We start from the raw sequence: 18,067 nt of genomic DNA on the forward strand, positions 1-18,067 counted from the left end.
CTATCGTCTGAGATGTGCAAGCGGCACATGGCCAGGCCCCTTGATGTTCTGCAGCACAAGCTGCGTGTGTACGTCGCGCACGCCTTCGAGCCGCATCAGCCGGTGCATGACGAAGGCATTGAGCTCGTCGACCGACGGCACCATGACATGCAGCAGGAAATCGTAGTCTCCAGTCATCGTCCAGCACGACGACACCTCGTCCATGCGCTGCACGGCGGCGATAAAGGTTTCGGGCGAACCGTCGCTGTGGGTTACGAGGCGCACCTGGATGAACACTTCGACCATCAGCCCGACGGCGCGGCGGCTGAGCACCGCAGCAAAGCCCTTTATGATGCCCGCTTGCTGAAGGGCCTCGAAGCGCCGCGCGCAAGGTGTCGTCGACAGCCCAATCTCCTGCGCCAATTCGGAGACCGGCTTGCGCCCGTCGCGTTGCAGGATGTCGAGCATCTTGATCTCGAATTCATCAAACTGAGGCATTTTCACTCTCCCAAAGCTCGACCGTGGAGTCTTTTACCTCCAACCCCGCATTTGAGCCACCATCAAAGCTGATTTGCCTCGCGCCATCCCGCTAGAATTTCCGGCAATCCGCTGATCATGATTTCCAGGGAGAGCAAGCCATGACAATGAACGTTGCCGACTATGCCCGCGAATGCGCGGCGCGAGGCCTTCGCGGCGATTATTCGGTCTGCCGTGCCGATTTCACCGTGGCGCAGGGCTACAATTACAGCGACGAAGAACAGGCGGTGTGGCGCACGCTGTGCGACCGCCAGACGAAGCTGACCAGGAAGCTCGCCCACCACTCCTACCTCGATGGCGTTGCGGCGCTCGGTCTTCTCGATAAGATCCCGGATTTCGGTGCGGTCAGCGAGAAGCTGCGCAAGTTCACCGGCTGGGAGATCGTCGCCGTGCCGGGGCTCATTCCCGCCGCGCCGTTCTTCGACCACCTCGCCAACCGCCGGTTCCCGGTCACCAACTGGCTGCGAACCCAAAAGGAGCTCGACTACATTGTCGAGCCCGACATGTTCCACGATTTCTTCGGTCACGTGCCGATCCTGACGCAGCCGGTCTTTGCCGACTTCATGCAGATGTATGGCAAGAAGGCCGACAGCGTGATTGCGCTCGGCGGCGACGAGATGATCACCCGGCTTTACTGGTACACCGTCGAATACGGACTGATGCGCGAGCCGGGCCAGCCGCTGAAGGCTTTCGGTGCCGGGCTGATGTCATCCTTCACCGAGCTTCAGTTCGCGGTTGAAGGCGGCGAGGCGCACCATGTCCCGTTCGACCTGGAAACCGTGATGCGCACCGGCTACGAGATCGACAAATTCCAGCGTGCCTATTTCGTGCTGCCGTCCTTCGACGTTCTGCGCGATGCTTTCGAGACCGCCGATCTTGCGGCGATCGTGGCGCGCCGCAAAGGCGAGCCAGCGCTCGACCCGGCGAGCCTATAGGCTGTCGGCTGTTTCCAACGCCTCGGCCTTCAGCCGGGCCAGCTGGTCGCGCTGAAGGTCGAGCGACGCCGTGACGAAGCGCAGGATCGTGGCGAGCTCAGTGTCGCTGAATGTGGCGATCACCTTTTCCCCCTCCTGCGCGATCGCGCCATAATAGCGCGTCGATAGTTCTCGCGTGAGTTCCGTAGCCTCTATGACCACCTTGCGCCTGTCCTCAAGGCTGCGCGTTCGTGTCAGCAGGCCGCGCGCCTCCAGCCGGTCGATCAGCGCGGTGACCGCGGCCGGCGTCAACCCTGTTGCGGCCGCGACCTCGCCAGCCGATCGCGGGCCGCCATAGAGCAGCGATAGGCAATGGCGTTCCCCCATACTCAGCCCAAGCCTATCGCCCACTGCCTCGTCATAAGCCTGCGTCGCGTCCTGCCAGCCCATAATGGCAAGGCTGATGGCGGTCTTCATGTCGGCCCGATTCATGCTCGACGAATTTATTTCGACCATCTAACTATCAATCTGCCTAACATTACGGCCATTATAGTAATATGCTGCATCAGGCGCAAGGCAAGGCCTGTCGCAGCCTGCAAGGAGTGAAACATGAATCAGACCCCAACGCGCGGCCTACTCACACCGGCCGAGGAGTTCAAATATGCCAAGCTGGCGATGGAGTGGTATGGCTGGGGCTCTCCCATTGGCCTTGGCATCGCTCTGGTGGCGCTGGCGGCGGCCGCCCTGCTGTTCCGCATCGCCATCTTCGGATTTTGACAGTCTGGCAGCGGCGCGGTTGAATGCAGCAGAAGGCTTAGGACCGAGCTCAGGCGGCTTCGGAAATATCGCGGTCGATGATCGACAGATTGCGGCCGCGATGCTTGGCCTCGTAGAGCCGCTGGTCGGCGGCGCGCATTAGCTCCGACACTGCGGCGTCTCTGCCGCAGGTGATGCCGCCAATACTGACTGTCAGCGGAACCGTTCGTTCGTCGACGGGCCGGAAACGGATACGCTCGACTTCACGGCGGATGCGCTCGGCGACGCGCCTGGCCTCGTGTTCGGTGGCACCAATCAGAAGGGCGCAGAATTCCTCGCCGCCGATGCGGCCAAGCACGTCGCCGCTGCGCACGCCACGCTCTATCGCGTTTGCGATCAGCAGCAGCGCATCGTCGCCGATCAGATGGCCGTAGCTGTCGTTGATGGTCTTGAAATGGTCGGCATCGACGATCAGCAATGCCCCGCGATCGGATTTGCGCCGGGAGCCGTCGAGAGCGGCAAAGAAACTTTCGCGGTTGAGCATGCCGGTCATGTCGTCGCGGCTCGCCTTTTCCGCCAAGCGCCTGTGCGCGGCGGCGAGTTGGGCATGGGCGCGGGCGAGCTCGCGATGCGCGGTCTGCAACCTTTCGCCCTGCCAGAACGTATAGGCGCCGATGCTCCAGGCAAGCGCGAGCGGGCACACGGTGGATGTCAGCCAGATGGTGCGATTGATCGGAAACCCCATTGCCGGCACGACAATCAGCGTCAGCAAAAGCGAGACCGCGACGGAGGCGAAAGCGATGGCGGCAGACTTTAGAAATATGCGATTCATCGCTTGCTCCCACTGGTCCGTCTTGGTTCCAGCAAAGCGCTGAATGTCACCTTTCGGCGATGCTTAAGATTTTAATCATGGCGCCATTTTTACCACCCAGGGCGCGCATAGGTTGTGGATAAACCTCCTGTTAGAAAGATCGTTTCGTGCCATAAGGACGTATGACCACACTTCCCGACCCCGCCCGCTTTGCCCATGTCACCGACTGGGTGTTCGATCTCGACAACACGCTTTATCCGCATCATTCGAATCTGTTCTCGCAGATCGATGTGAAGATGACCGCCTACGTCGGAGAATTGCTGACACTGCCGCGCGAGGAAGCACGCAAGCTGCAAAAGGAGCTCTACCGCGAATACGGCACGACGCTGAACGGATTGATGATGCGCCACGGCATCGACCCCGATGATTTTCTTGAGAAGGTGCACGACATCGATTATTCCTGGCTGGTTCCAGATCCCGTCCTAGGCACCGCCATTCGCCAGCTTCCCGGCCGTAAATTCATCTTCACCAACGGGGATCGCCGGCATGCCGAACGCACCGCGCGGCAGCTGGGCATTCTCGAGCATTTCGATGATATTTTCGATATCGTCGCAGCCGGACTGAACCCCAAGCCGGCGCGGCAATCCTATGAGAAATTTGCCGAACTCCACGCCGTTACCGGGCAAAATGCGGTGATGTTCGAAGATCTCGCCCGCAACCTGTCGGTGCCGAAATCGCTGGGCATGACCACGGTGCTGGTGGTGCCGCGCAATTTCGAGCCGACCTTCTCGGAAATCTGGGAACGCGACTCGGCCAACGAGGACGATGTGGACTTCGTCACCGACGATCTCGCCGGCTTTCTCACGGCGATCGTCGAAGTCCCTGCTTGAGGCAGCCGGCGCGCTTCAAGTCCTTGCTTGCATGTCAAAGTTTATAGAAGCGGCTGACGATCCCCCAGGCCTCGTCGGCAGTGTCGACGAAATCGATGATATCCTGGTCGCCGGGCGTGATCGTGCCTTGCTCGGCGAGGAAATCGAGGTCGATCGCCCTTGCCCAGAAAGCCTTGCCGAACAGGATGACCGGCACGCGTTCCATGCGGCCGGTCTGGATCAGGGTCAGCGTTTCGAAGAACTCGTCCATCGTGCCGAAGCCGCCTGGAAACACCGCAACGGCCTTGGCACGCATGACGAAATGCATCTTGCGGACCGCGAAATAGTGGAAGTTGAAGCAGAGTTCCGGCGTCACGTAGGCGTTTGGCGCCTGCTCGTGCGGCAGCACGATGTTGAGACCGATCGACGGCGCGCCAACATCGTCGGCGCCACGATTGCCGGCCTCCATGACGCCCGGCCCGCCGCCGGTCACCACGACGAATTCGCGAAAGTACGAGGTGGCCGATTGCTGCGAGCAGAGGCGGGCGAATTTGCGCGCCTCCTCGTAATATTTGCTGTTTTGCTCGAGGTTCTTCTTCTGCGTCTCGTTCTTGGCCGCCCAGGCTTCGCCGCCGGGCTCGGGAATGCGGGCGCCGCCGAACAGGATGACGGTCGATTGGATGCCGCGCTCGGCCAGGATCATCTCCGGTTTCAGCAGTTCGAGCTGCAGCCTGACCGCGCGCAACTCGCGCCGCGTCATGAAATCGGGATCGTTCCAGGCCAGCCGGTATGTCTCCGCGCGCGTTTGCGGCGTGTCCGGCACGCTTCTCGACCGCTCCAGATCCTCGTCCGAATGCGGCAGCGGCGTCCATCCCGCCTTTTCCATGGGAGTCATATTTGCTTTACCCGTCCAATCATTCACTTGCGCCGTCCCGTGACGCTGCCGCGATTGACCCTCCCCAAGCCTTCACATAGGGTCCGCGCGACTTTCAAACAGGTTAAGGCGCCGGCCCTTAACAGCTTGGTAATGGAGCGAATTCATGTCGAAGCCCGATCTCGCGAGCCTCGAGGAGATTATCGAGAACGCCTTCGAGGAACGCGACACGATTTCGACCGCAACCCGCGGCGAGACGCGCGAGGCCATCCAATCGGCGCTCGACCTGCTCGACCGGGGCGTCGCCCGCGTCGCCGAGCGGCAGGCCGACGGCAAATGGCACGTCAACCAGTGGCTGAAGAAAGCGGTGCTGCTGTCCTTCCGGCTCACCCCGATGGAGATCATAAAGGGTGGTCCCGGTCAGGCGGTATGGTGGGACAAGGTGCCCTCGAAATTCGACGGCTGGAGCGCCGTCGATTTCGAGAAGGCGGGCTTCCGCGCCGTGCCGTCGTCGATCGTGCGCCGCTCCGCCTATGTCGCGCCCGGCGCCGTGCTGATGCCGTCCTTCGTCAATGTCGGCGCCTATGTCGACAGCGGCACCATGGTCGACACCTGGGCTTCGGTCGGCTCCTGTGCCCAGATCGGCAAGAATGTGCATCTGTCGGGCGGTGTCGGCATCGGCGGTGTGCTGGAGCCGATGCAGGCCGGCCCAACCATCATCGAGGACAATTGCTTCATCGGCGCCCGTTCCGAAGTGGTCGAAGGCTGCATCGTGCGCGAAGGCTCGGTGCTCGGCATGGGCGTCTTCATCGGCCAGTCGACCAAGATCGTCGACCGCGCCACCGGCGAGATCTTCTACGGCGAGGTGCCGCCTAATTCCGTCGTCGTCGCCGGCTCGCTGCCGGGCAAACCTTTTCCAAACAACGAGCCCGGCCCCAGCCTCTACTGCGCCGTCATCGTCAAGCGGGTCGACGCCAGAACCCGTTCCAAGACATCGATCAACGAATTGCTGCGCGATTGATCTTTCTCAACGAATACGGACGGAATTCGCTTGCCTGATAGATCCGACCTCATCTGGCTTTTCTTCAAAGCTTCGGGCCGCGTCAGCCGCGCGGCCTATTTTCTTGGAGGACTGCTGGTGGCCATCATACAGGCCTTCCCGCTCTACCGTTTCACGCTGGTGCCGGAAGGCACCACCGAGAGCAACATGTGGTCGTTTATTTTCTTCATCGCCTTCATTGCCTCGCTTTGGTCGAACGTGGTGCTGGCGGTCAAGCGGTTGCACGACCTCGACAAGCCGGGCGTTGCGGCGCTGGTGCTTTTCGTGCCGGTTGTCTCGATCATCGCTTTTCTGGTGCTTTGCCTGTTTCCAGGGCAACCCGGCCCCAACCGCTACGGCAAGCGCACCAATGCCCCGGCTGAACCCTGAGCGCCGATCGGACATTTCGTCATGCGCTACCGCTCGCTTGATCCGAAACTGATCCTCGAAACCGCCGCACGGCTGGAAGGGCGCGTCGCCGAGCGCTTTCCCGATGCAGGCTTGCGCGGCGTTGCCGCCGAGCTCGTGTCGCTGTCGCGCGATCTGGCAAAGGCAGCCAAGGCGCTGGAGGCGCCGATCTGGTGGCTGCGCGGCCTCATCATCGCCGCCTTCGTCGTCGGAGCGCTGATGTTCCTGTTCGTCGGCACAATCCTGCCGCTCGGCCGCATCTCGGGAAACCACGATGCCTTCCAGTCGGTGCAAGGCATCGAAGCCTCCCTCAACATGATCATCCTCGCGGTGCTGGGCTTCCTGGCCCTGATTCGCTCCGAGGAGCGGATCAAGCGCAAGCGGGTGTTTCGCCAGCTCCACGGGCTGCGGTCGCTGATCCACGTCATCGACATGCACCAGCTGACCAAGGATCCGGCAACGCTTTCAGCCAGTTTCAAGCCGACTGCGCATTCGCCAGCCCGCATCACCAACGCCGCCGACCTTGCCCGCTATCTCGACTACTGCTCCGAAATGCTGTCGATCACCGGCAAGATCGCCGCGCTGTTCGCGCAATCAGTGAATGACGCCGTGGTCATCGACGGCGTCAATGACATCGAGAACCTGGCTTCGAACCTCTCGCGAAAGATCTGGCAGAAGATCACGCTGATCGAAACCCCTCATGGGCAGCCGGCACGTGCGGCGAAGACCGATCCCGAGCCGGGTACGCCGCGTCGGCCTGCAGTCCGCAGACGACCGGGGCCGGCAAGCTAAAACCGGCCACCCGGCGGCAGATCCGCTAGAACGGTTCATCGTTTCGCAGAAACGCCGAACCGCTCTATCTTTTTGTTTTGACGCAATTCCGGACGGAAAACCGCTTCACACTTTTCCTGGAATTGCTCCAGAGCGGCGGAACGGGGAGTTCCGAAAGCCCGGTTTTGCGCCGGATGCTCTAAGCGAATGTTAATCACCCTGGCCCAGCATGCCGGCGAAGACTGTGTCGACCGGCACGGAGCGCTCGACTGGCAAGCGACCTATCCCTGACCACCAAGGAGCCGCGCAAAACGTGGAGCGCCGCCGCTCGCCTGTTTGCCTGGTTCTCTTCGCCGATGAAATTGGAACCGGAAGCTGTCCGCGCCCGGCTTCTCGACACCACCTTCGACCGCAAATTCGCGGTCCTGTTCGGCACCATCAGCGTTCTGTTGGTTGCGGTCAGCGCCGCTCTTGCCACCGGGGATTGGTGGCCCTACGCCTGGATTGCCGCCGACCTGATGCTTTTCACCGTCCGCGTTCTGCTGATGCGGGAATGCGAGCAGGCCCGCAGGCGCGGCTCGAAAGGGCCGCTGGCGGGCCTGATGGCAGCCAGCGGCGTCTGGTCGGTCGTTTTCGGCCTCGGCTGCTATGGCTGTGTTGCCAGCGGGAATATGGCGCTTTCCGTACTTGCCGCCTTGAATGTCGCAGGCGTCGTCGGCGTGGTGTCGTCACGCAATGCGGCGACCCCGCGCTTCGCCATATTCGTCATGTTGGCCGTAAGCCTGCCTTACGTGGTCGGTGCATTGTTTTCTGCGGCGCCCGGAATGCCGATCGTCGGAATTCAAACGCCGTTCTATGTGGCCGGCGTCATCATCGTGCTGCTTCAGAACCACGCAATCAATGCCCGCATGATCCGCGCCGAACTGGACAATCGCGACCTGGCCATCAAGGACGCGCTGACCGGCCTGCCAAACCGCATCTTCCTACAGGAGAAATTGCGCGACATGTGCCGCGACCTTGCGGCGCCGGCCGCCAATGGCGGCAAGCCGTTTGCAGTGCTCAGCATGGATCTCGACGGTTTCAAACAGGTCAACGACCGTTTTGGCCACGCCGTCGGCGACGTGCTGCTGCGCAAGGTGGCCGAACGATTGAAGCGCGGCTTCCGTCCGGGGGACGTGGTCTTCCGCATTGGCGGCGATGAATTTGTCATCCTTTTGCCCGCAACCTCGGAGATCGAGGCCACCTACCTGGCAAAGCGGGCCATCGAAAAGGTCTCGGTGCCTTTCGACCTCGGGGTCGGTTCCGCCATCCATGTCGGCTTGAGCGTCGGCAGCGCCTTCGCACCCGCCGACGGCGGCGATCCGGAAATCCTGCTCACCTGTTCCGACCATGCGCTCTACGAAGCCAAGCGCACCGGCAAGGGCCGTTACTGGGCGCCTGTGCGGGCTACCATCTGACGGTCGCAGCGACGGCTTCCGGCGACAGGCAGGGCGATCCGCTTCTCTCCTGCTCGGCCGCGCGCACCAGTGCCGTCACGCGCTTCAGCAAAGGTGCCGGCGTGCCGGCGTTTTCGGCCAAACGCAGGACCGCGCCTTGCAGTTCGCCGATCTCCGTCGGCCGGCGGCGCTGAAGGTCATCCCACATCGACGAACGCGCGGCAGGGTCGATGGCAAGCATCCGCCGCGCCAAGAACTTGAACAGCCAGTCGGGCAGGCGAAGCACTTTCGGCAGCAGCGCGGGACGCAGGCCGGCGATGCGAGCGGGTTCGATGCCTGCCGCCATCATTGCCGCCAATGCTTCGTCGATCTGGCCGGCCAGGATCAGCCGCCAGCGGCGATCGGCAAGCTCTGCCGCCAGCGGCAGGCCGGAAAGCGCCACCAGCGCGTTGTTGAGGTTGAGCAGCAGCTTGCCCCATAGCACCGCTTCGATGTCACCATGCGTGGCGACGGCAAAGCCCTCGACGTCGAGCAGTTCGTCAAGGCCTGTCGCGCCCTGTTCGATCATCACCTTGCCGCCGCTGGCGCGGTGCAGGCGAAGCGGCAATTCGCCCTCCGGCGATTGGACCACGTTGAACGGCACCATGCCCGCGAGCACCCGCCGGGCGGTGAGATGGGCTCGCAATTTATCGGCATTGTCGACGCCGTTCTGCAGACTGAGTACCACCGCATCCGGTCGGGCATGGGCCGCAATAAGCCCGGCCATGTCCTGCGTCGCGCCGCTCTTGACCGTTGCCAGGATGACATCGGCACCGGGGAATGCCGCGGCCGGATCGGCGGTGACCGACAATGCCTCCGGCTTGACGGATCGGTCGCGGCCATCACGGTCGGTGATGCGCAATCCACCTTTTTGCAGCGCCTTCTCGATGCGAGGCCGCGCCAGCAGAACCACCTTTCGCCCGGCAAGTATCAGGCAGCCGCCGGCGTAGCATCCGATACTGCCGGCACCGGCGATTACGATCGTCCTGCCATGCGTGATCATGCGATGGCCCTGTCCTGGTCGAGAGGCCTTGCCGCAATTATACGGCATGAAAACCATAATGTCGGCGGCATGGCTGGCCCTTATGTCTGGCCGTGACAGGCCTTGCGCTTTCGACTATCGCTTTTGCCCATGACGCTGCCTACCGATCCGACCAGAAATCTGGCTGCTCTCATCCGCTGCGCTTCCGTGACGCCCGCCGAAGGCGGTGCGCTGAGCGCGCTGGAAGAAATGTTGAAGCCGCTCGGCTTTGCCGTCGAGCGCCCGGTGTTTTCCGAATCCGGCACACCTGACATAGAGAACCTTTACGCGCGGCGTTCCGGCAACGGCCCGCATATGATGTTTGCCGGCCATACCGATGTGGTGCCGGTGGGCGATGAAACAGCCTGGACGCACCCACCCTTTGGCGCCGAGATCGCCAATGGCGAGATGTTCGGCCGCGGCGCGGTCGACATGAAGGGCGGCATTGCTTGTTTCGTCGCGGCGGTAGCGCGACATATCGCGCAGAAGGGCGGCCCGAAGGGGTCGGTCTCGCTGCTGATAACCGGCGACGAGGAAGGGCCGGCGATCAACGGCACGACGAAACTGCTCGAATGGGCGGCCGCCAAGGGCGAGAAATGGGATGCCTCGATCGTCGGCGAGCCGACCAATCCCGACGCGCTCGGCGATATGATCAAGATCGGCCGGCGCGGCTCTCTATCGGGCACGGTCGTCGTCAACGGCCGCCAGGGCCACGCCGCCTATCCGCAGCTAGCCGACAACCCGGTGCGCGGCCTGGTGACGCTGGTCGACGCCTTGCTTCACCCCGTCTTCGACAACGGAACAAGGGATTTCCAGCCGACCAATCTTGAGGTGACCTCTATCGATGTCGGCAATCCTGCCACCAACGTCATCCCGGCGAAGGCGGCGGCTACCTTTAATATTCGCTTCAACGACACATGGACCGCAGAGACGATCCAGGCCGAGATCCACAACCGCCTCGACCGGGCGGCGAAACGCAAGAAATACCGCGCCGGCAAGAAGACGCCGGTCGACTACGAGATCGTCTGGCGCGACGGACCGAGCCACGTTTTCCTGACACGCGACGACAGGTTGATCGAGACGCTTGGCGGCTCGATCAAGGCGGTGACCGGCAGGAAGCCGGCGCTCTCCACCTCCGGCGGCACCTCCGATGCCCGCTTCATAAAGGATTATTGTCCGGTGGTCGAATTCGGACTGGTCGGCAAGACCATGCACATGGTCGACGAACGCGTGGCGATTGCCGACCTCGAGACGCTGACGCAGATTTATCTGCGCTTCGTTGAAGACTGGTTTGCGCAGGACATATCCTAGTGATGCTTTCAGCGGATGAAACCTACGCTTCGCTTGCCGGTGCCTGGCGGCTGATGCTCGGCAAGGCCGACGGATTTCGCCTGCTCGACCTTTCGGCGGACGGATTCTGGAACTCCTTTTTTGCCATCGTCGTCGCGGCGCCGGCACTGATCGTCGGCTGGGTCGGTATTGCCAACGAGATCGGCGATCCCAACGCATTCGTCGGCCGTTTCAGCATGTTGATCCGCCTGGCAACCGTCGATATCGGCGCCTGGGTGCTGCCGCTCATAGGCCTCGCCCTGGTGGCGCCGCGGGTCGGCGTCGGCGGCCGTTTCGTCCATTATGTCGTGGCCAGCAATTGGGCCTCGGCGATCATCGCCTGGATGATGCTGCCATCGGCGTTGATCCGGCTTTTCCTGACGTCGGCCAACGAAGTCTCCGGACTCGTGTCGCTGCTGTTGTTCGCGCTGTCGATGGTCTTGACCTGGCGGATGACCAACGTTGCGATCGGCAGGGGAGCGGCCGCCGGCAGCGCCGTTTTTGCCGGCATGTTCGTGGCGTCGCTGATCGTCCTGTTCGGACTGCAGGCGCTGCTCGGGATCAGCGTTCCGGATCAGCCAGGCGTCGGATAATCGACGCCGACGAGAAACAGCCCGTCGGGCGGCGCCACCTGACCGCAGGCCGCACGGTCGCGCGCCTCAAGCGCCGCCTTGAGGTCGGCAACAGTCCAGCCGCCTTCGCCGACACGTTTGAGCGAGCCGACCATCGAGCGCACCTGGTTGTGAAGGAAGGACCGCGCCGAAGCGCGGACTTCGATGAAATCGCCGGTGCGGCTGACATCCAGCCGGTCGAGCGTGCGGACGGGGCTGGTAGCTTGGCACTGGGTCGAGCGGAAGGTGGTGAAATCATGCCGGCCAAGCAGCACCTTTGCCGCTTCGTGCATGGCACCGGCATCGAGCTGCTTCGGTACCCACCAGATCTTGCCCTTGTCGAGCGCCGCCGGCGCGCGCCGATTGACGATGCGGTAGACGTAGTGGCGGCCGATTGCCGAGAAACGCGCATCGAAGCCATCCGGCACGACGGCGGCCTTCAGGATGGCGATGCGCACCTTGGCCGCTTGCAGATGCGCGTTGACGGCGTCGCGCACCTTGTCGCCGGGCCATGCCTTGATCAGATCGACATGCGCCACCTGAGCGGTCGCATGGACGCCGGCATCGGTGCGGCCGGCGGCGCGCAGCGAAACCTGTTGACCACAGAACTTCTCGATCGCCTGCTCGATCGCCTGCTGCACCGATGGCTGGTTGGCCTGGCGCTGCCAGCCGGCGAAGAGACTGCCGTCATATTCGATGTCGAGGCGAAAACGAGGCATTCCCGGATCGAGGCGAAATCAGGCGGCGAGGGCTGAGCCGAAGGCCGAGGCGTAGACCAGCCTGCCGGTCTCCGGCGCCTCGCCCCAGGCAAGCGCCTGCAGGGCTTCGCCCTGATAGTCGCTGTCGAATTTCGCGGCACGGGCACGACTGTAGCCGAAACGCCCATAATAGGCCGGATCGCCGAGCACCACGGCGAGCGTCTCGCCAGCAGCCTTCAGGCGGATATGCGCCTCGCGGACCAGCGCACCGCCGATGCCGGTGCCGTGGAACGACGGCTCGACCGCCAAAGGAGCCAAAGCCACCGCCGGGAAGCTCTTGCCGCCATTCTGCACGAAAAGCCGTGAAAACAGGATATGGCCGACCACTTGCCCGTCTTCGTCCGCCACCAGTTCGACGACGGCATCACCGCCGGTGACCAGCGCGTCGACCAGTCCGGCCTCCGTCTGCTGGCCGAATGCGTGTTCTTCGACAAGGCGGATCGCCTCGCGGTCCCGCGGCGTCGCCGCGCGTATGGACATCATGCTCATGACAATTTCATTCCTTTTTCGAGCTTGGCCCCGCGCAGAAACTCCTGCGCGGCAATGGGCCTTGCGCCCGCACGTTGAACTTCGACCGGCCTGATCGCGCCTGACCCGCAGGCGACCGTCAGCCGGTCATCGAGAATTCCTCCCGGTTCGCCGGCGCCTTGCGAGAGCGTCGAGCGAAGCAGTTTCAGCCGTTCCACGCGGCCGCCGATTTCGGCCTCACACCATGCACCGGGAAAGGGCGACAGGCCGCGAATCTGGTTGTGCACGTCGCCGGCAGGTCGCAGCCAGTCTATGCGAGTCTCCGATTTATCGATTTTCTTGGCGTAGGTCACCCCCACCTCCGCCTGTGTGGTAAATGTCAGCGTATTCCGCTCCAGCCGTTCGAGCGCTTGCACCATCAGCGCAGCACCGAGGACCATCAGCCGGTCGTGCAGATCGCCGGCCGTCATGTCGGGTCCAATGGGACATTTTTCAACCATTGCCACCGGCCCGGTGTCGAGGCCTTCCTCCATCCGCATCACCATAATGCCCGTTTCGGTATCACCGGCCATGATGGCGCGCTGGACAGGGGCAGCGCCGCGCCAGCGCGGCAATAGCGATGCGTGACCGTTGAGGCAACCGAGCCGCGGCGCCTCGAGAATGGGTTTGGGTAGAAGCAATCCGTAGGCGACGACCACGGCGACGTCGGCGCGCAAGGCGCGGAACGCCTCCTGCTCCGCCTCGCTCTTCAGCGACACCGGCGACCGCACCTCGATGCCAAGCCGCGCCGCCTCGCGCTGCACCGGCGACGGCGTCAGTTCGAGCCCGCGCCGGCCGCCGGCGCGCGGCGGCTGCGTGTAGACGGCCGTCAACCCGTGCCCGGCCCCGGCAATCGCCCGCAGCGTCGGCACGGAGAATTCAGGCGTACCCATGAAGATGACACGCAGGGGCATTCGTCGACGCCTACCCCACCATCTTGCCCGGCGCCTTGTCCCTGGCGAGCTTCTTGAATTTCTTGACCACCATGTCGCGCTTCAGCTTGGAGATGTAATCGATGAACAGCACGCCGTTGAGGTGGTCGATTTCATGCTGCAGGCAGGTCGCCATCAGGCCCTCGGCCTCGATCTCCTGCAGCTTGCCGTCGCGATCGAGATATTTCACCCGCACCGCCGCGGGGCGCTCGACCTCGGCATAGTAGTCCGGGATCGACAGACAGCCTTCCTCGTAGACCGAACGCTGGTCGGAGCTTTCAAGGATTTCGGGATTGATGAAGACGTGCGGTGCCGGCGTCTCGTCCTCTTTGGCCAGGTCGATCACCAGCATGCGCAAGGGTTCGCCGACCTGGATCGCTGCGAGGCCGATGCCGGGCGCGTCATACATGGTGTCCAGCATGTCGCCGGCCAGTTTGCGCAAATCCCCGTCGACACGCTCGACCGGTTTTGAAACCTGACGCAGGACGGGATCGGGAAGGATGATAAGCGGCTTGATCGACATGGCGTCTCACCTAAGACGTCGCAGGAAAAGCGTCAACCGGGGCGCCTCCGGGCCGTTCACGTTTTGATCTGTGCCGACGTTCCGAATCATCTATGCTGTCGGCATGAACGAACTGGCCACCATCCTGTCCGAACCTGTCGCCCGCCTCGGCGCCACCACGCTCACCCTCGGCCATGTCCTGGGTTTCGGTGCAATGCTGTTCCTCGGTCTGTTCGTGGCGTTGGTCATTGCGCTGTGGCGATCGGCCAAGGCGCGTGCGGTAGCGGCCGCGGAAGCCGCCGACCATGCCCGCGACGCCGAGGCGCGGATGGCTGGTATCTTGGCAAGCCAGGCGGAAATGCAGGGCCGCATGGGCGCCATCGCCGAAGTGTTCGGCGCGCGCCAGGCCGAACTCACCCAGTCGATCGGCCAGCGCCTCGATGCCATGACCGGCCGCCTGGGCCAGACCATGACCGAGCAGACGAGATCGACGCATGAGAGCCTCGCCAAGCTGCAGGAACGGCTGGCGGTCATCGATATCGCGCAAGGCAACATCCAGTCGCTGGCCGGCCAGGTCGTGCAATTGCAGGCGATCCTTTCCAACAAGCAGACGCGCGGCGCCTTCGGCCAGTCGCGTATGGAAGCCATCGTCGCCGACGGATTGCCGCACGGCGCCTATGAATTCCAGGCGACCTTGTCGAATGGCAGCCGGCCCGATTGCCTGGTGAAGATGCCGAACGGCGCACCGTCGCTTGCCATCGATGCAAAGTTTCCGCTCGAGGCCTGGAATGCCATCCGGGCCGCCGAAGGCGCCGAACTGCAGAAGACCGCCGCACAGGCTTTCCGCCGCGACATCGAGGTGCATGTCCGCGATATTTCCGAAAAATACCTGATCCAGGGCGAGACGCAGGACACCGCCTTCATGTTCGTGCCTTCGGAATCGGTGTTCGCCGAAATCCACGAGAATTTCGAGGCCGTTGTCCAGAAGGCGCATCGCTCACGGATCGTCATCGTCTCGCCATCGCTTTTGATGCTGTCGATCCAGGTCATCCAGGCAATCCTCAAGGATGCCCGCATGCGCGAGCAGGCACACCTGATCCAGGGCGAGGTTATCCGGCTGATGGAAGATGTTTCCCGGCTCGACGAGCGGGTGCGCAAATTGCAGACGCATTTCGGTCAATCGGCCAAGGATATCGAGGACATCCTTGTCTCGACATCGAAGGTGACCAGGCGCGGACAAAAGATCGAGGCGCTGGAGTTTGGCGTGCAGCCGGCGGAGGACACCGCTGGTTCGAATGGCAGCGGAGCAAAAGCGGAAATCAGCCCGCGCGTCGCCGATTCGAAAACCGGGCAATTGAGGCTAAGGGTCGTCGAAGGCGACGATTGAGAGCTGCGCCGGAACCGGAGGCTTCGCCCCGGTCTGGCGCTACTGCTCCTCGATGATGGTTGTGCCTTCGAATTCCGGCAGCCAATGCAGCGCCGAGCGGTGCCAGATCTGCTTTCTCGGCACCAGTTGCTCGCGCTGCCGTGCCGTGCCGACCCTGATACCGTAAACCTTCGGTCCCTCGCCCGCCGACGTGGCGTAGAGATGCGAGCCGCACTCACCGCAAAATGCCTGGGCGCGCTTGGCGCCGCTCGAACCGGTCTTGATATAGATCTTCGGCGTGCCCCTGGTGATCCTGTAATTGTCCTCGGACGCCGGCACGGTGACGCGAAAGGCCGTTCCGGTTAGCTTCTGACAATCGATGCAGTGACAAATGGTGGTCTTTTCCGGATCGACTTCGGCCTCGTAAGTGATAGCGCCACAATGACACGCGCCGTCGATTTTCATCTTCGTTCCTCCTGGAGCTTTTGCCTGCGATCATAGCCGGGACTGCCCGATGGCGCATCGATTTCCTCAAGCCATTTTCCTTAGGCCGGTTCTTGTCCGGATGCCCCCGCCAAGGCCTTGCTCCGGCGTTCCCAGGTGCCGGTGGTCTGCGGCTTGACGAAGAGCCGCGTCACCTCCGGCATCTCCGCCTTCAGCCGCGTCTCGAGGCGCTCGACGCAGGTCTCTATCTCCGGCGCCGACAAATGATCCTCGAACTCGATGCTCAAAGCGGCGACGATCTCCTGCGGACCCATATGCAGCGTCAGCACGCCATTTGCCCGTTGCACCGCCGGGTCCTGCTGGATGATGGCCAGCACCTCTGTTTGCACCTCGGGCGAGGCCGGCTCGCCGAGCAGCAGGCTCTTGCTTTCGCGCGCCAGGAAGATCGCGGTCGCGCCCAGGATGAGCGCGATGCCGATCGACGCGGCGCCGTCGAGCTTCGGCATGTCCAGCAATTCCGCCGCCAATATGCCGGCGAAGGCGACAACGAGGCCGAGAAGTGCCGCGCTGTCCTCGAAGAGTACGGTGTAGACACTCGGATCCTTGCTGAGCTGCACCGCCTCAAGCCAGCCGTGGCTGCCTTTTTGGTGGCGGAATTCCTTCAGCGCCACCAGCCAAGAGGTGCCTTCGAAGAGAAAGGAAAGGCCAAGGACAGCGTAGTTCACCTTGGCGTTGGCAATCGGCTCCGGCGCCATGATGTGCGTCACGCCTTCGTAGAACGATATGCCGGCGCCCAGTGCAAAGACGAGGAGCGCAACGATGAAGCTCCAGAAGTACAGCTCGCGGCCATGGCCGAGCGGATGCGTGCGGTCGGCCGGCCGGGCGGCACGGTGCATGCCGTAAAGCAGCAGGCTGCCATTGCCGGTATCGACGAGCGAGTGGACGCCTTCCGAGAGCATTGCCGAGCTGCCCGTGAACAAGGCAGCGGCAAATTTGGTCAGTGCGATCGCAAGATTTCCGGCGAGCGCCGCATAGATCACTTTTTTCGACCCGCCATGCGCCGCCATGGTGTGCTGCCTTGGTTGATGCACCGAGATTGGCGGAGCGCCCGCCCACGCTCCACAGTCCCCACAACGCCCGAAGTGCCCAGTTGTTCACAAGGTCAGTTGTTCAAAAGGGCGGCGCGGGGCTATTCGACGACCTCGTCCGTCCAGACCTTGAAGCCAGCCAGCGCGCCCGGCCCAAAAATGTGGGTCAGCGGCACATCGGCGGCATCGCGTCCGGAGGCAATCAGGATGCGGCCGATGCGCGGCGCGTTATTGCGCGGGTCGAACGCGTGCCAGCGGCCGCCGAGATAGACCTCCATCCAAGCGGCGAAATCCATGTCCGACCACGGCTTTGGCAGGCCGATATCACTGATATAGCCGGTGCAGTAGCGGGTCGGAATGTTCAGGGCGCGGCAGAAGGCAACAGCGAGGTGAGCAAAGTCGCGGCATACACCACTCTGCTCGCGATAGGCCTCGGCGGCGGTGCGCGTCGGCCGTGCATTGAAATAGTTGAAGACGATGTGGTTATGGACGAAGTCGCAGACCGCCTGGACGCGCGGAATGCCGAGCGGGGTGCTGCCGAACAGCCGCCACGCTTCATTCGACAGCACGTCGCTCTCGCAATAACGGCTGGGCAGCAGGAACAGCAGCGTCTCCGATGGCAGATCGCGCACCTCGTGCTGCCACGCCGTCAGCTCGCGCGTCTCGAAGGAGCCGGGGTCGCGGATCACCGCGTCCGTGCCGAACGCAAAGCGCCCGGCCGGCGCAACGAAACGGTTGCACCAATTGCCGAAACTGTCGCGGTAGCTTTCGATTGGCACCGGCGGGTTCGACGTCAGGAAGTCCGGCCGCTCAAGATCGGATGCGCGCGAATAATGGACGTTTAGCATCGCGATCAGCGGTGTTTCCTGCGGGAAGTCGAAGCTCATCTGGCAACCGATGTGGATCCGCATTGTCGTCCTGACCGGCCTGCCTGATCATCAGCCGGCGAAACGCAAGGGCTGATGCTGCAGTGCGAAGAAGACCATGGCACGGACCGCTGTGGTTTACGAGGGAATTAGAAACCGGTTGACAGCCATCGGCCAGGGCGACTGCACGGCAGCGGCCTCTTGCAGTCG

Annotated in this window: 22 protein-coding genes; 10 read left to right on the forward strand and 12 right to left on the reverse strand. The window is 62.9% G+C overall.

The annotated features are described in order from the left end of the window. Positions 1 to 477, reverse strand: a complete 477-nt coding sequence (locus NKI59_RS01140; protein WP_023677481.1) for an Lrp/AsnC family transcriptional regulator — start codon at positions 475 to 477, stop codon at positions 1 to 3. Between the two features lie 140 nt (positions 478 to 617). On the opposite strand from NKI59_RS01140, the gene phhA reads away from it, so the two are divergent. Then, positions 618 to 1,451 (forward strand): phenylalanine 4-monooxygenase, encoded by an 834-nt coding sequence (gene phhA / locus NKI59_RS01145; RefSeq protein WP_352578141.1) that lies wholly within the window; start codon positions 618 to 620, stop codon positions 1,449 to 1,451. Here phhA and NKI59_RS01150 read toward each other — a convergent pair. Beyond that, positions 1,446 to 1,946, reverse strand: a complete 501-nt coding sequence (locus NKI59_RS01150; RefSeq protein WP_352701787.1) for a MarR family winged helix-turn-helix transcriptional regulator — start codon at positions 1,944 to 1,946, stop codon at positions 1,446 to 1,448. The two genes, phhA and NKI59_RS01150, sit on opposite strands and share 6 nt — an antisense overlap. Positions 1,947 to 2,039: 93 nt before the next feature. Between NKI59_RS01150 and NKI59_RS01155 the strand changes: the two genes are divergently transcribed. After that, positions 2,040 to 2,207 carry a hypothetical protein gene (locus NKI59_RS01155; protein WP_352588558.1) on the forward strand — a complete coding sequence of 56 codons (168 nt, stop codon included), beginning with the start codon at positions 2,040 to 2,042 and terminating at the stop codon, positions 2,205 to 2,207. Between the two features lie 49 nt (positions 2,208 to 2,256). On the opposite strand, the gene NKI59_RS01160 is transcribed toward NKI59_RS01155, so the two are convergent. Further along, a complete protein-coding gene (locus NKI59_RS01160) occupies positions 2,257 to 3,018 on the reverse strand; it encodes a GGDEF domain-containing protein (RefSeq protein WP_352701789.1) in 762 nt (253 codons plus the stop codon). Between the two features lie 161 nt (positions 3,019 to 3,179). Between NKI59_RS01160 and NKI59_RS01165 the strand changes: the two genes are divergently transcribed. Next, on the forward strand, positions 3,180 to 3,887 hold the full coding sequence (locus tag NKI59_RS01165; RefSeq protein WP_352701791.1) for a pyrimidine 5'-nucleotidase: 708 nt from the start codon (positions 3,180 to 3,182) through the stop codon (positions 3,885 to 3,887). A gap of 34 nt (positions 3,888 to 3,921) precedes the next feature. Here NKI59_RS01165 and NKI59_RS01170 read toward each other — a convergent pair whose 3' ends face one another. Continuing rightward, positions 3,922 to 4,761, reverse strand: coding sequence for an LOG family protein (locus NKI59_RS01170; protein WP_352701793.1), 840 nt, complete (start codon positions 4,759 to 4,761; stop codon positions 3,922 to 3,924). A 145-nt stretch (positions 4,762 to 4,906) separates the two neighbouring features. Here NKI59_RS01170 and dapD point away from each other — a divergent pair, with 145 nt between their 5' ends. The 4 genes from dapD (at position 4,907) to NKI59_RS01190 (ending at position 8,415) form a co-directional block, all read left to right on the forward strand. Further along, positions 4,907 to 5,761 (forward strand): 2,3,4,5-tetrahydropyridine-2,6-dicarboxylate N-succinyltransferase, encoded by an 855-nt coding sequence (gene dapD, locus NKI59_RS01175; RefSeq protein ID WP_023677474.1) that lies wholly within the window; start codon positions 4,907 to 4,909, stop codon positions 5,759 to 5,761. A 30-nt stretch (positions 5,762 to 5,791) separates the two neighbouring features. Beyond that, positions 5,792 to 6,169 (forward strand): DUF805 domain-containing protein, encoded by a 378-nt coding sequence (locus tag NKI59_RS01180; protein ID WP_352455974.1) that lies wholly within the window; start codon positions 5,792 to 5,794, stop codon positions 6,167 to 6,169. Positions 6,170 to 6,190: 21 nt separating this feature from the next. Then, the gene (locus NKI59_RS01185) at positions 6,191 to 6,979 is read left to right on the forward strand and encodes a hypothetical protein (protein WP_352701795.1); all 789 of its coding nucleotides are present in this window, start codon (positions 6,191 to 6,193) and stop codon (positions 6,977 to 6,979) included. 335 nt (positions 6,980 to 7,314) lie between these two features. Further along, positions 7,315 to 8,415 (forward strand): GGDEF domain-containing protein, encoded by a 1,101-nt coding sequence (locus NKI59_RS01190; protein ID WP_352701798.1) that lies wholly within the window; start codon positions 7,315 to 7,317, stop codon positions 8,413 to 8,415. Here NKI59_RS01190 and NKI59_RS01195 read toward each other — a convergent pair. After that, positions 8,405 to 9,436: a 2-dehydropantoate 2-reductase gene (locus NKI59_RS01195; RefSeq protein WP_352683066.1), complete on the reverse strand. Its 1,032-nt coding sequence runs from the start codon at positions 9,434 to 9,436 to the stop codon at positions 8,405 to 8,407. The genes NKI59_RS01190 and NKI59_RS01195 overlap by 11 nt on opposite strands. 129 nt (positions 9,437 to 9,565) lie before the next feature. Here NKI59_RS01195 and dapE point away from each other — a divergent pair, with 129 nt between their 5' ends. Both dapE and NKI59_RS01205 read left to right on the forward strand, forming a co-directional pair. Continuing rightward, complete coding sequence (gene dapE, locus NKI59_RS01200; RefSeq protein WP_352683064.1) at positions 9,566 to 10,765, forward strand: succinyl-diaminopimelate desuccinylase; 1,200 nt, start codon at positions 9,566 to 9,568, stop codon at positions 10,763 to 10,765. Between the two features lie 2 nt (positions 10,766 to 10,767). Beyond that, the gene (locus NKI59_RS01205) at positions 10,768 to 11,376 is read left to right on the forward strand and encodes a hypothetical protein (RefSeq protein WP_023677470.1); all 609 of its coding nucleotides are present in this window, start codon (positions 10,768 to 10,770) and stop codon (positions 11,374 to 11,376) included. On the opposite strand, the gene truA is transcribed toward NKI59_RS01205, so the two are convergent. The 4 genes from truA to def are packed head-to-tail and all read right to left on the reverse strand — an operon-like array spanning position 11,358 to position 14,114. After that, a complete protein-coding gene (truA, locus tag NKI59_RS01210) occupies positions 11,358 to 12,113 on the reverse strand; it encodes a tRNA pseudouridine(38-40) synthase TruA (RefSeq protein ID WP_352701801.1) in 756 nt (251 codons plus the stop codon). The two genes, NKI59_RS01205 and truA, sit on opposite strands and share 19 nt — an antisense overlap. A gap of 18 nt (positions 12,114 to 12,131) precedes the next feature. Then, positions 12,132 to 12,641, reverse strand: a complete 510-nt coding sequence (locus NKI59_RS01215) for a GNAT family N-acetyltransferase (protein WP_352568527.1) — start codon at positions 12,639 to 12,641, stop codon at positions 12,132 to 12,134. Beyond that, the gene (fmt, locus tag NKI59_RS01220) at positions 12,638 to 13,567 is read right to left on the reverse strand and encodes a methionyl-tRNA formyltransferase (protein ID WP_352702261.1); all 930 of its coding nucleotides are present in this window, start codon (positions 13,565 to 13,567) and stop codon (positions 12,638 to 12,640) included. The genes NKI59_RS01215 and fmt overlap by 4 nt, the downstream gene beginning before the upstream one ends. Positions 13,568 to 13,583: 16 nt before the next feature. Further along, the gene (gene def / locus NKI59_RS01225; RefSeq protein WP_352455964.1) at positions 13,584 to 14,114 is read right to left on the reverse strand and encodes a peptide deformylase; all 531 of its coding nucleotides are present in this window, start codon (positions 14,112 to 14,114) and stop codon (positions 13,584 to 13,586) included. Between the two features lie 103 nt (positions 14,115 to 14,217). Here def and NKI59_RS01230 point away from each other — a divergent pair, with 103 nt between their 5' ends. Beyond that, a complete protein-coding gene (locus tag NKI59_RS01230; protein ID WP_352701803.1) occupies positions 14,218 to 15,480 on the forward strand; it encodes a DNA recombination protein RmuC in 1,263 nt (420 codons plus the stop codon). Between the two features lie 39 nt (positions 15,481 to 15,519). On the opposite strand, the gene NKI59_RS01235 is transcribed toward NKI59_RS01230, so the two are convergent. From NKI59_RS01235 to NKI59_RS01245, 3 genes are all read right to left on the reverse strand, one after another. Further along, positions 15,520 to 15,924: a GFA family protein gene (locus tag NKI59_RS01235; protein WP_352701805.1), complete on the reverse strand. Its 405-nt coding sequence runs from the start codon at positions 15,922 to 15,924 to the stop codon at positions 15,520 to 15,522. Between the two features lie 80 nt (positions 15,925 to 16,004). After that, complete coding sequence (locus tag NKI59_RS01240; protein WP_352701807.1) at positions 16,005 to 16,970, reverse strand: cation diffusion facilitator family transporter; 966 nt, start codon at positions 16,968 to 16,970, stop codon at positions 16,005 to 16,007. A gap of 122 nt (positions 16,971 to 17,092) precedes the next feature. Next, a complete protein-coding gene (locus NKI59_RS01245) occupies positions 17,093 to 17,902 on the reverse strand; it encodes a transglutaminase-like domain-containing protein (protein WP_352501143.1) in 810 nt (269 codons plus the stop codon). Positions 17,903 to 18,067: the final 165 nt, after the last annotated feature.

Source organism: Mesorhizobium sp. M0598 (assembly GCF_040320865.1).
In the GTDB taxonomy this organism is placed as follows: Bacteria; Pseudomonadota; Alphaproteobacteria; order Rhizobiales; family Rhizobiaceae; genus Mesorhizobium.

What these genes read in the sequence shown, in the direction of transcription:
- def (WP_352455964.1), bottom strand. Translation starts at nt 14,114, where the DNA reads ATGTCGATCAAGCCGCTTATCATCCTTCCCGATCCCGTCCTGCGTCAG.
- NKI59_RS01170 (WP_352701793.1), bottom strand. Translation starts at nt 4,761, where the DNA reads ATGACTCCCATGGAAAAGGCGGGATGGACGCCGCTGCCGCATTCGGAC.
- NKI59_RS01165 (WP_352701791.1), top strand. Translation starts at nt 3,180, where the DNA reads ATGACCACACTTCCCGACCCCGCCCGCTTTGCCCATGTCACCGACTGG.
- NKI59_RS01185 (WP_352701795.1), top strand. Translation starts at nt 6,191, where the DNA reads ATGCGCTACCGCTCGCTTGATCCGAAACTGATCCTCGAAACCGCCGCA.
- NKI59_RS01155 (WP_352588558.1), top strand. Translation starts at nt 2,040, where the DNA reads ATGAATCAGACCCCAACGCGCGGCCTACTCACACCGGCCGAGGAGTTC.
- NKI59_RS01245 (WP_352501143.1), bottom strand. Translation starts at nt 17,902, where the DNA reads ATGCGGATCCACATCGGTTGCCAGATGAGCTTCGACTTCCCGCAGGAA.
- dapD (WP_023677474.1), top strand. Translation starts at nt 4,907, where the DNA reads ATGTCGAAGCCCGATCTCGCGAGCCTCGAGGAGATTATCGAGAACGCC.
- dapE (WP_352683064.1), top strand. Translation starts at nt 9,566, where the DNA reads ATGACGCTGCCTACCGATCCGACCAGAAATCTGGCTGCTCTCATCCGC.
- NKI59_RS01140 (WP_023677481.1), bottom strand. Translation starts at nt 477, where the DNA reads ATGCCTCAGTTTGATGAATTCGAGATCAAGATGCTCGACATCCTGCAA.
- NKI59_RS01230 (WP_352701803.1), top strand. Translation starts at nt 14,218, where the DNA reads ATGAACGAACTGGCCACCATCCTGTCCGAACCTGTCGCCCGCCTCGGC.
- NKI59_RS01215 (WP_352568527.1), bottom strand. Translation starts at nt 12,641, where the DNA reads ATGAGCATGATGTCCATACGCGCGGCGACGCCGCGGGACCGCGAGGCG.
- NKI59_RS01205 (WP_023677470.1), top strand. Translation starts at nt 10,768, where the DNA reads ATGCTTTCAGCGGATGAAACCTACGCTTCGCTTGCCGGTGCCTGGCGG.
- NKI59_RS01240 (WP_352701807.1), bottom strand. Translation starts at nt 16,970, where the DNA reads ATGGCGGCGCATGGCGGGTCGAAAAAAGTGATCTATGCGGCGCTCGCC.
- truA (WP_352701801.1), bottom strand. Translation starts at nt 12,113, where the DNA reads ATGCCTCGTTTTCGCCTCGACATCGAATATGACGGCAGTCTCTTCGCC.
- NKI59_RS01235 (WP_352701805.1), bottom strand. Translation starts at nt 15,924, where the DNA reads ATGAAAATCGACGGCGCGTGTCATTGTGGCGCTATCACTTACGAGGCC.
- phhA (WP_352578141.1), top strand. Translation starts at nt 618, where the DNA reads ATGACAATGAACGTTGCCGACTATGCCCGCGAATGCGCGGCGCGAGGC.
- NKI59_RS01150 (WP_352701787.1), bottom strand. Translation starts at nt 1,946, where the DNA reads ATGGTCGAAATAAATTCGTCGAGCATGAATCGGGCCGACATGAAGACC.
- NKI59_RS01190 (WP_352701798.1), top strand. Translation starts at nt 7,315, where the DNA reads ATGAAATTGGAACCGGAAGCTGTCCGCGCCCGGCTTCTCGACACCACC.
- NKI59_RS01195 (WP_352683066.1), bottom strand. Translation starts at nt 9,436, where the DNA reads ATGATCACGCATGGCAGGACGATCGTAATCGCCGGTGCCGGCAGTATC.
- NKI59_RS01160 (WP_352701789.1), bottom strand. Translation starts at nt 3,018, where the DNA reads ATGAATCGCATATTTCTAAAGTCTGCCGCCATCGCTTTCGCCTCCGTC.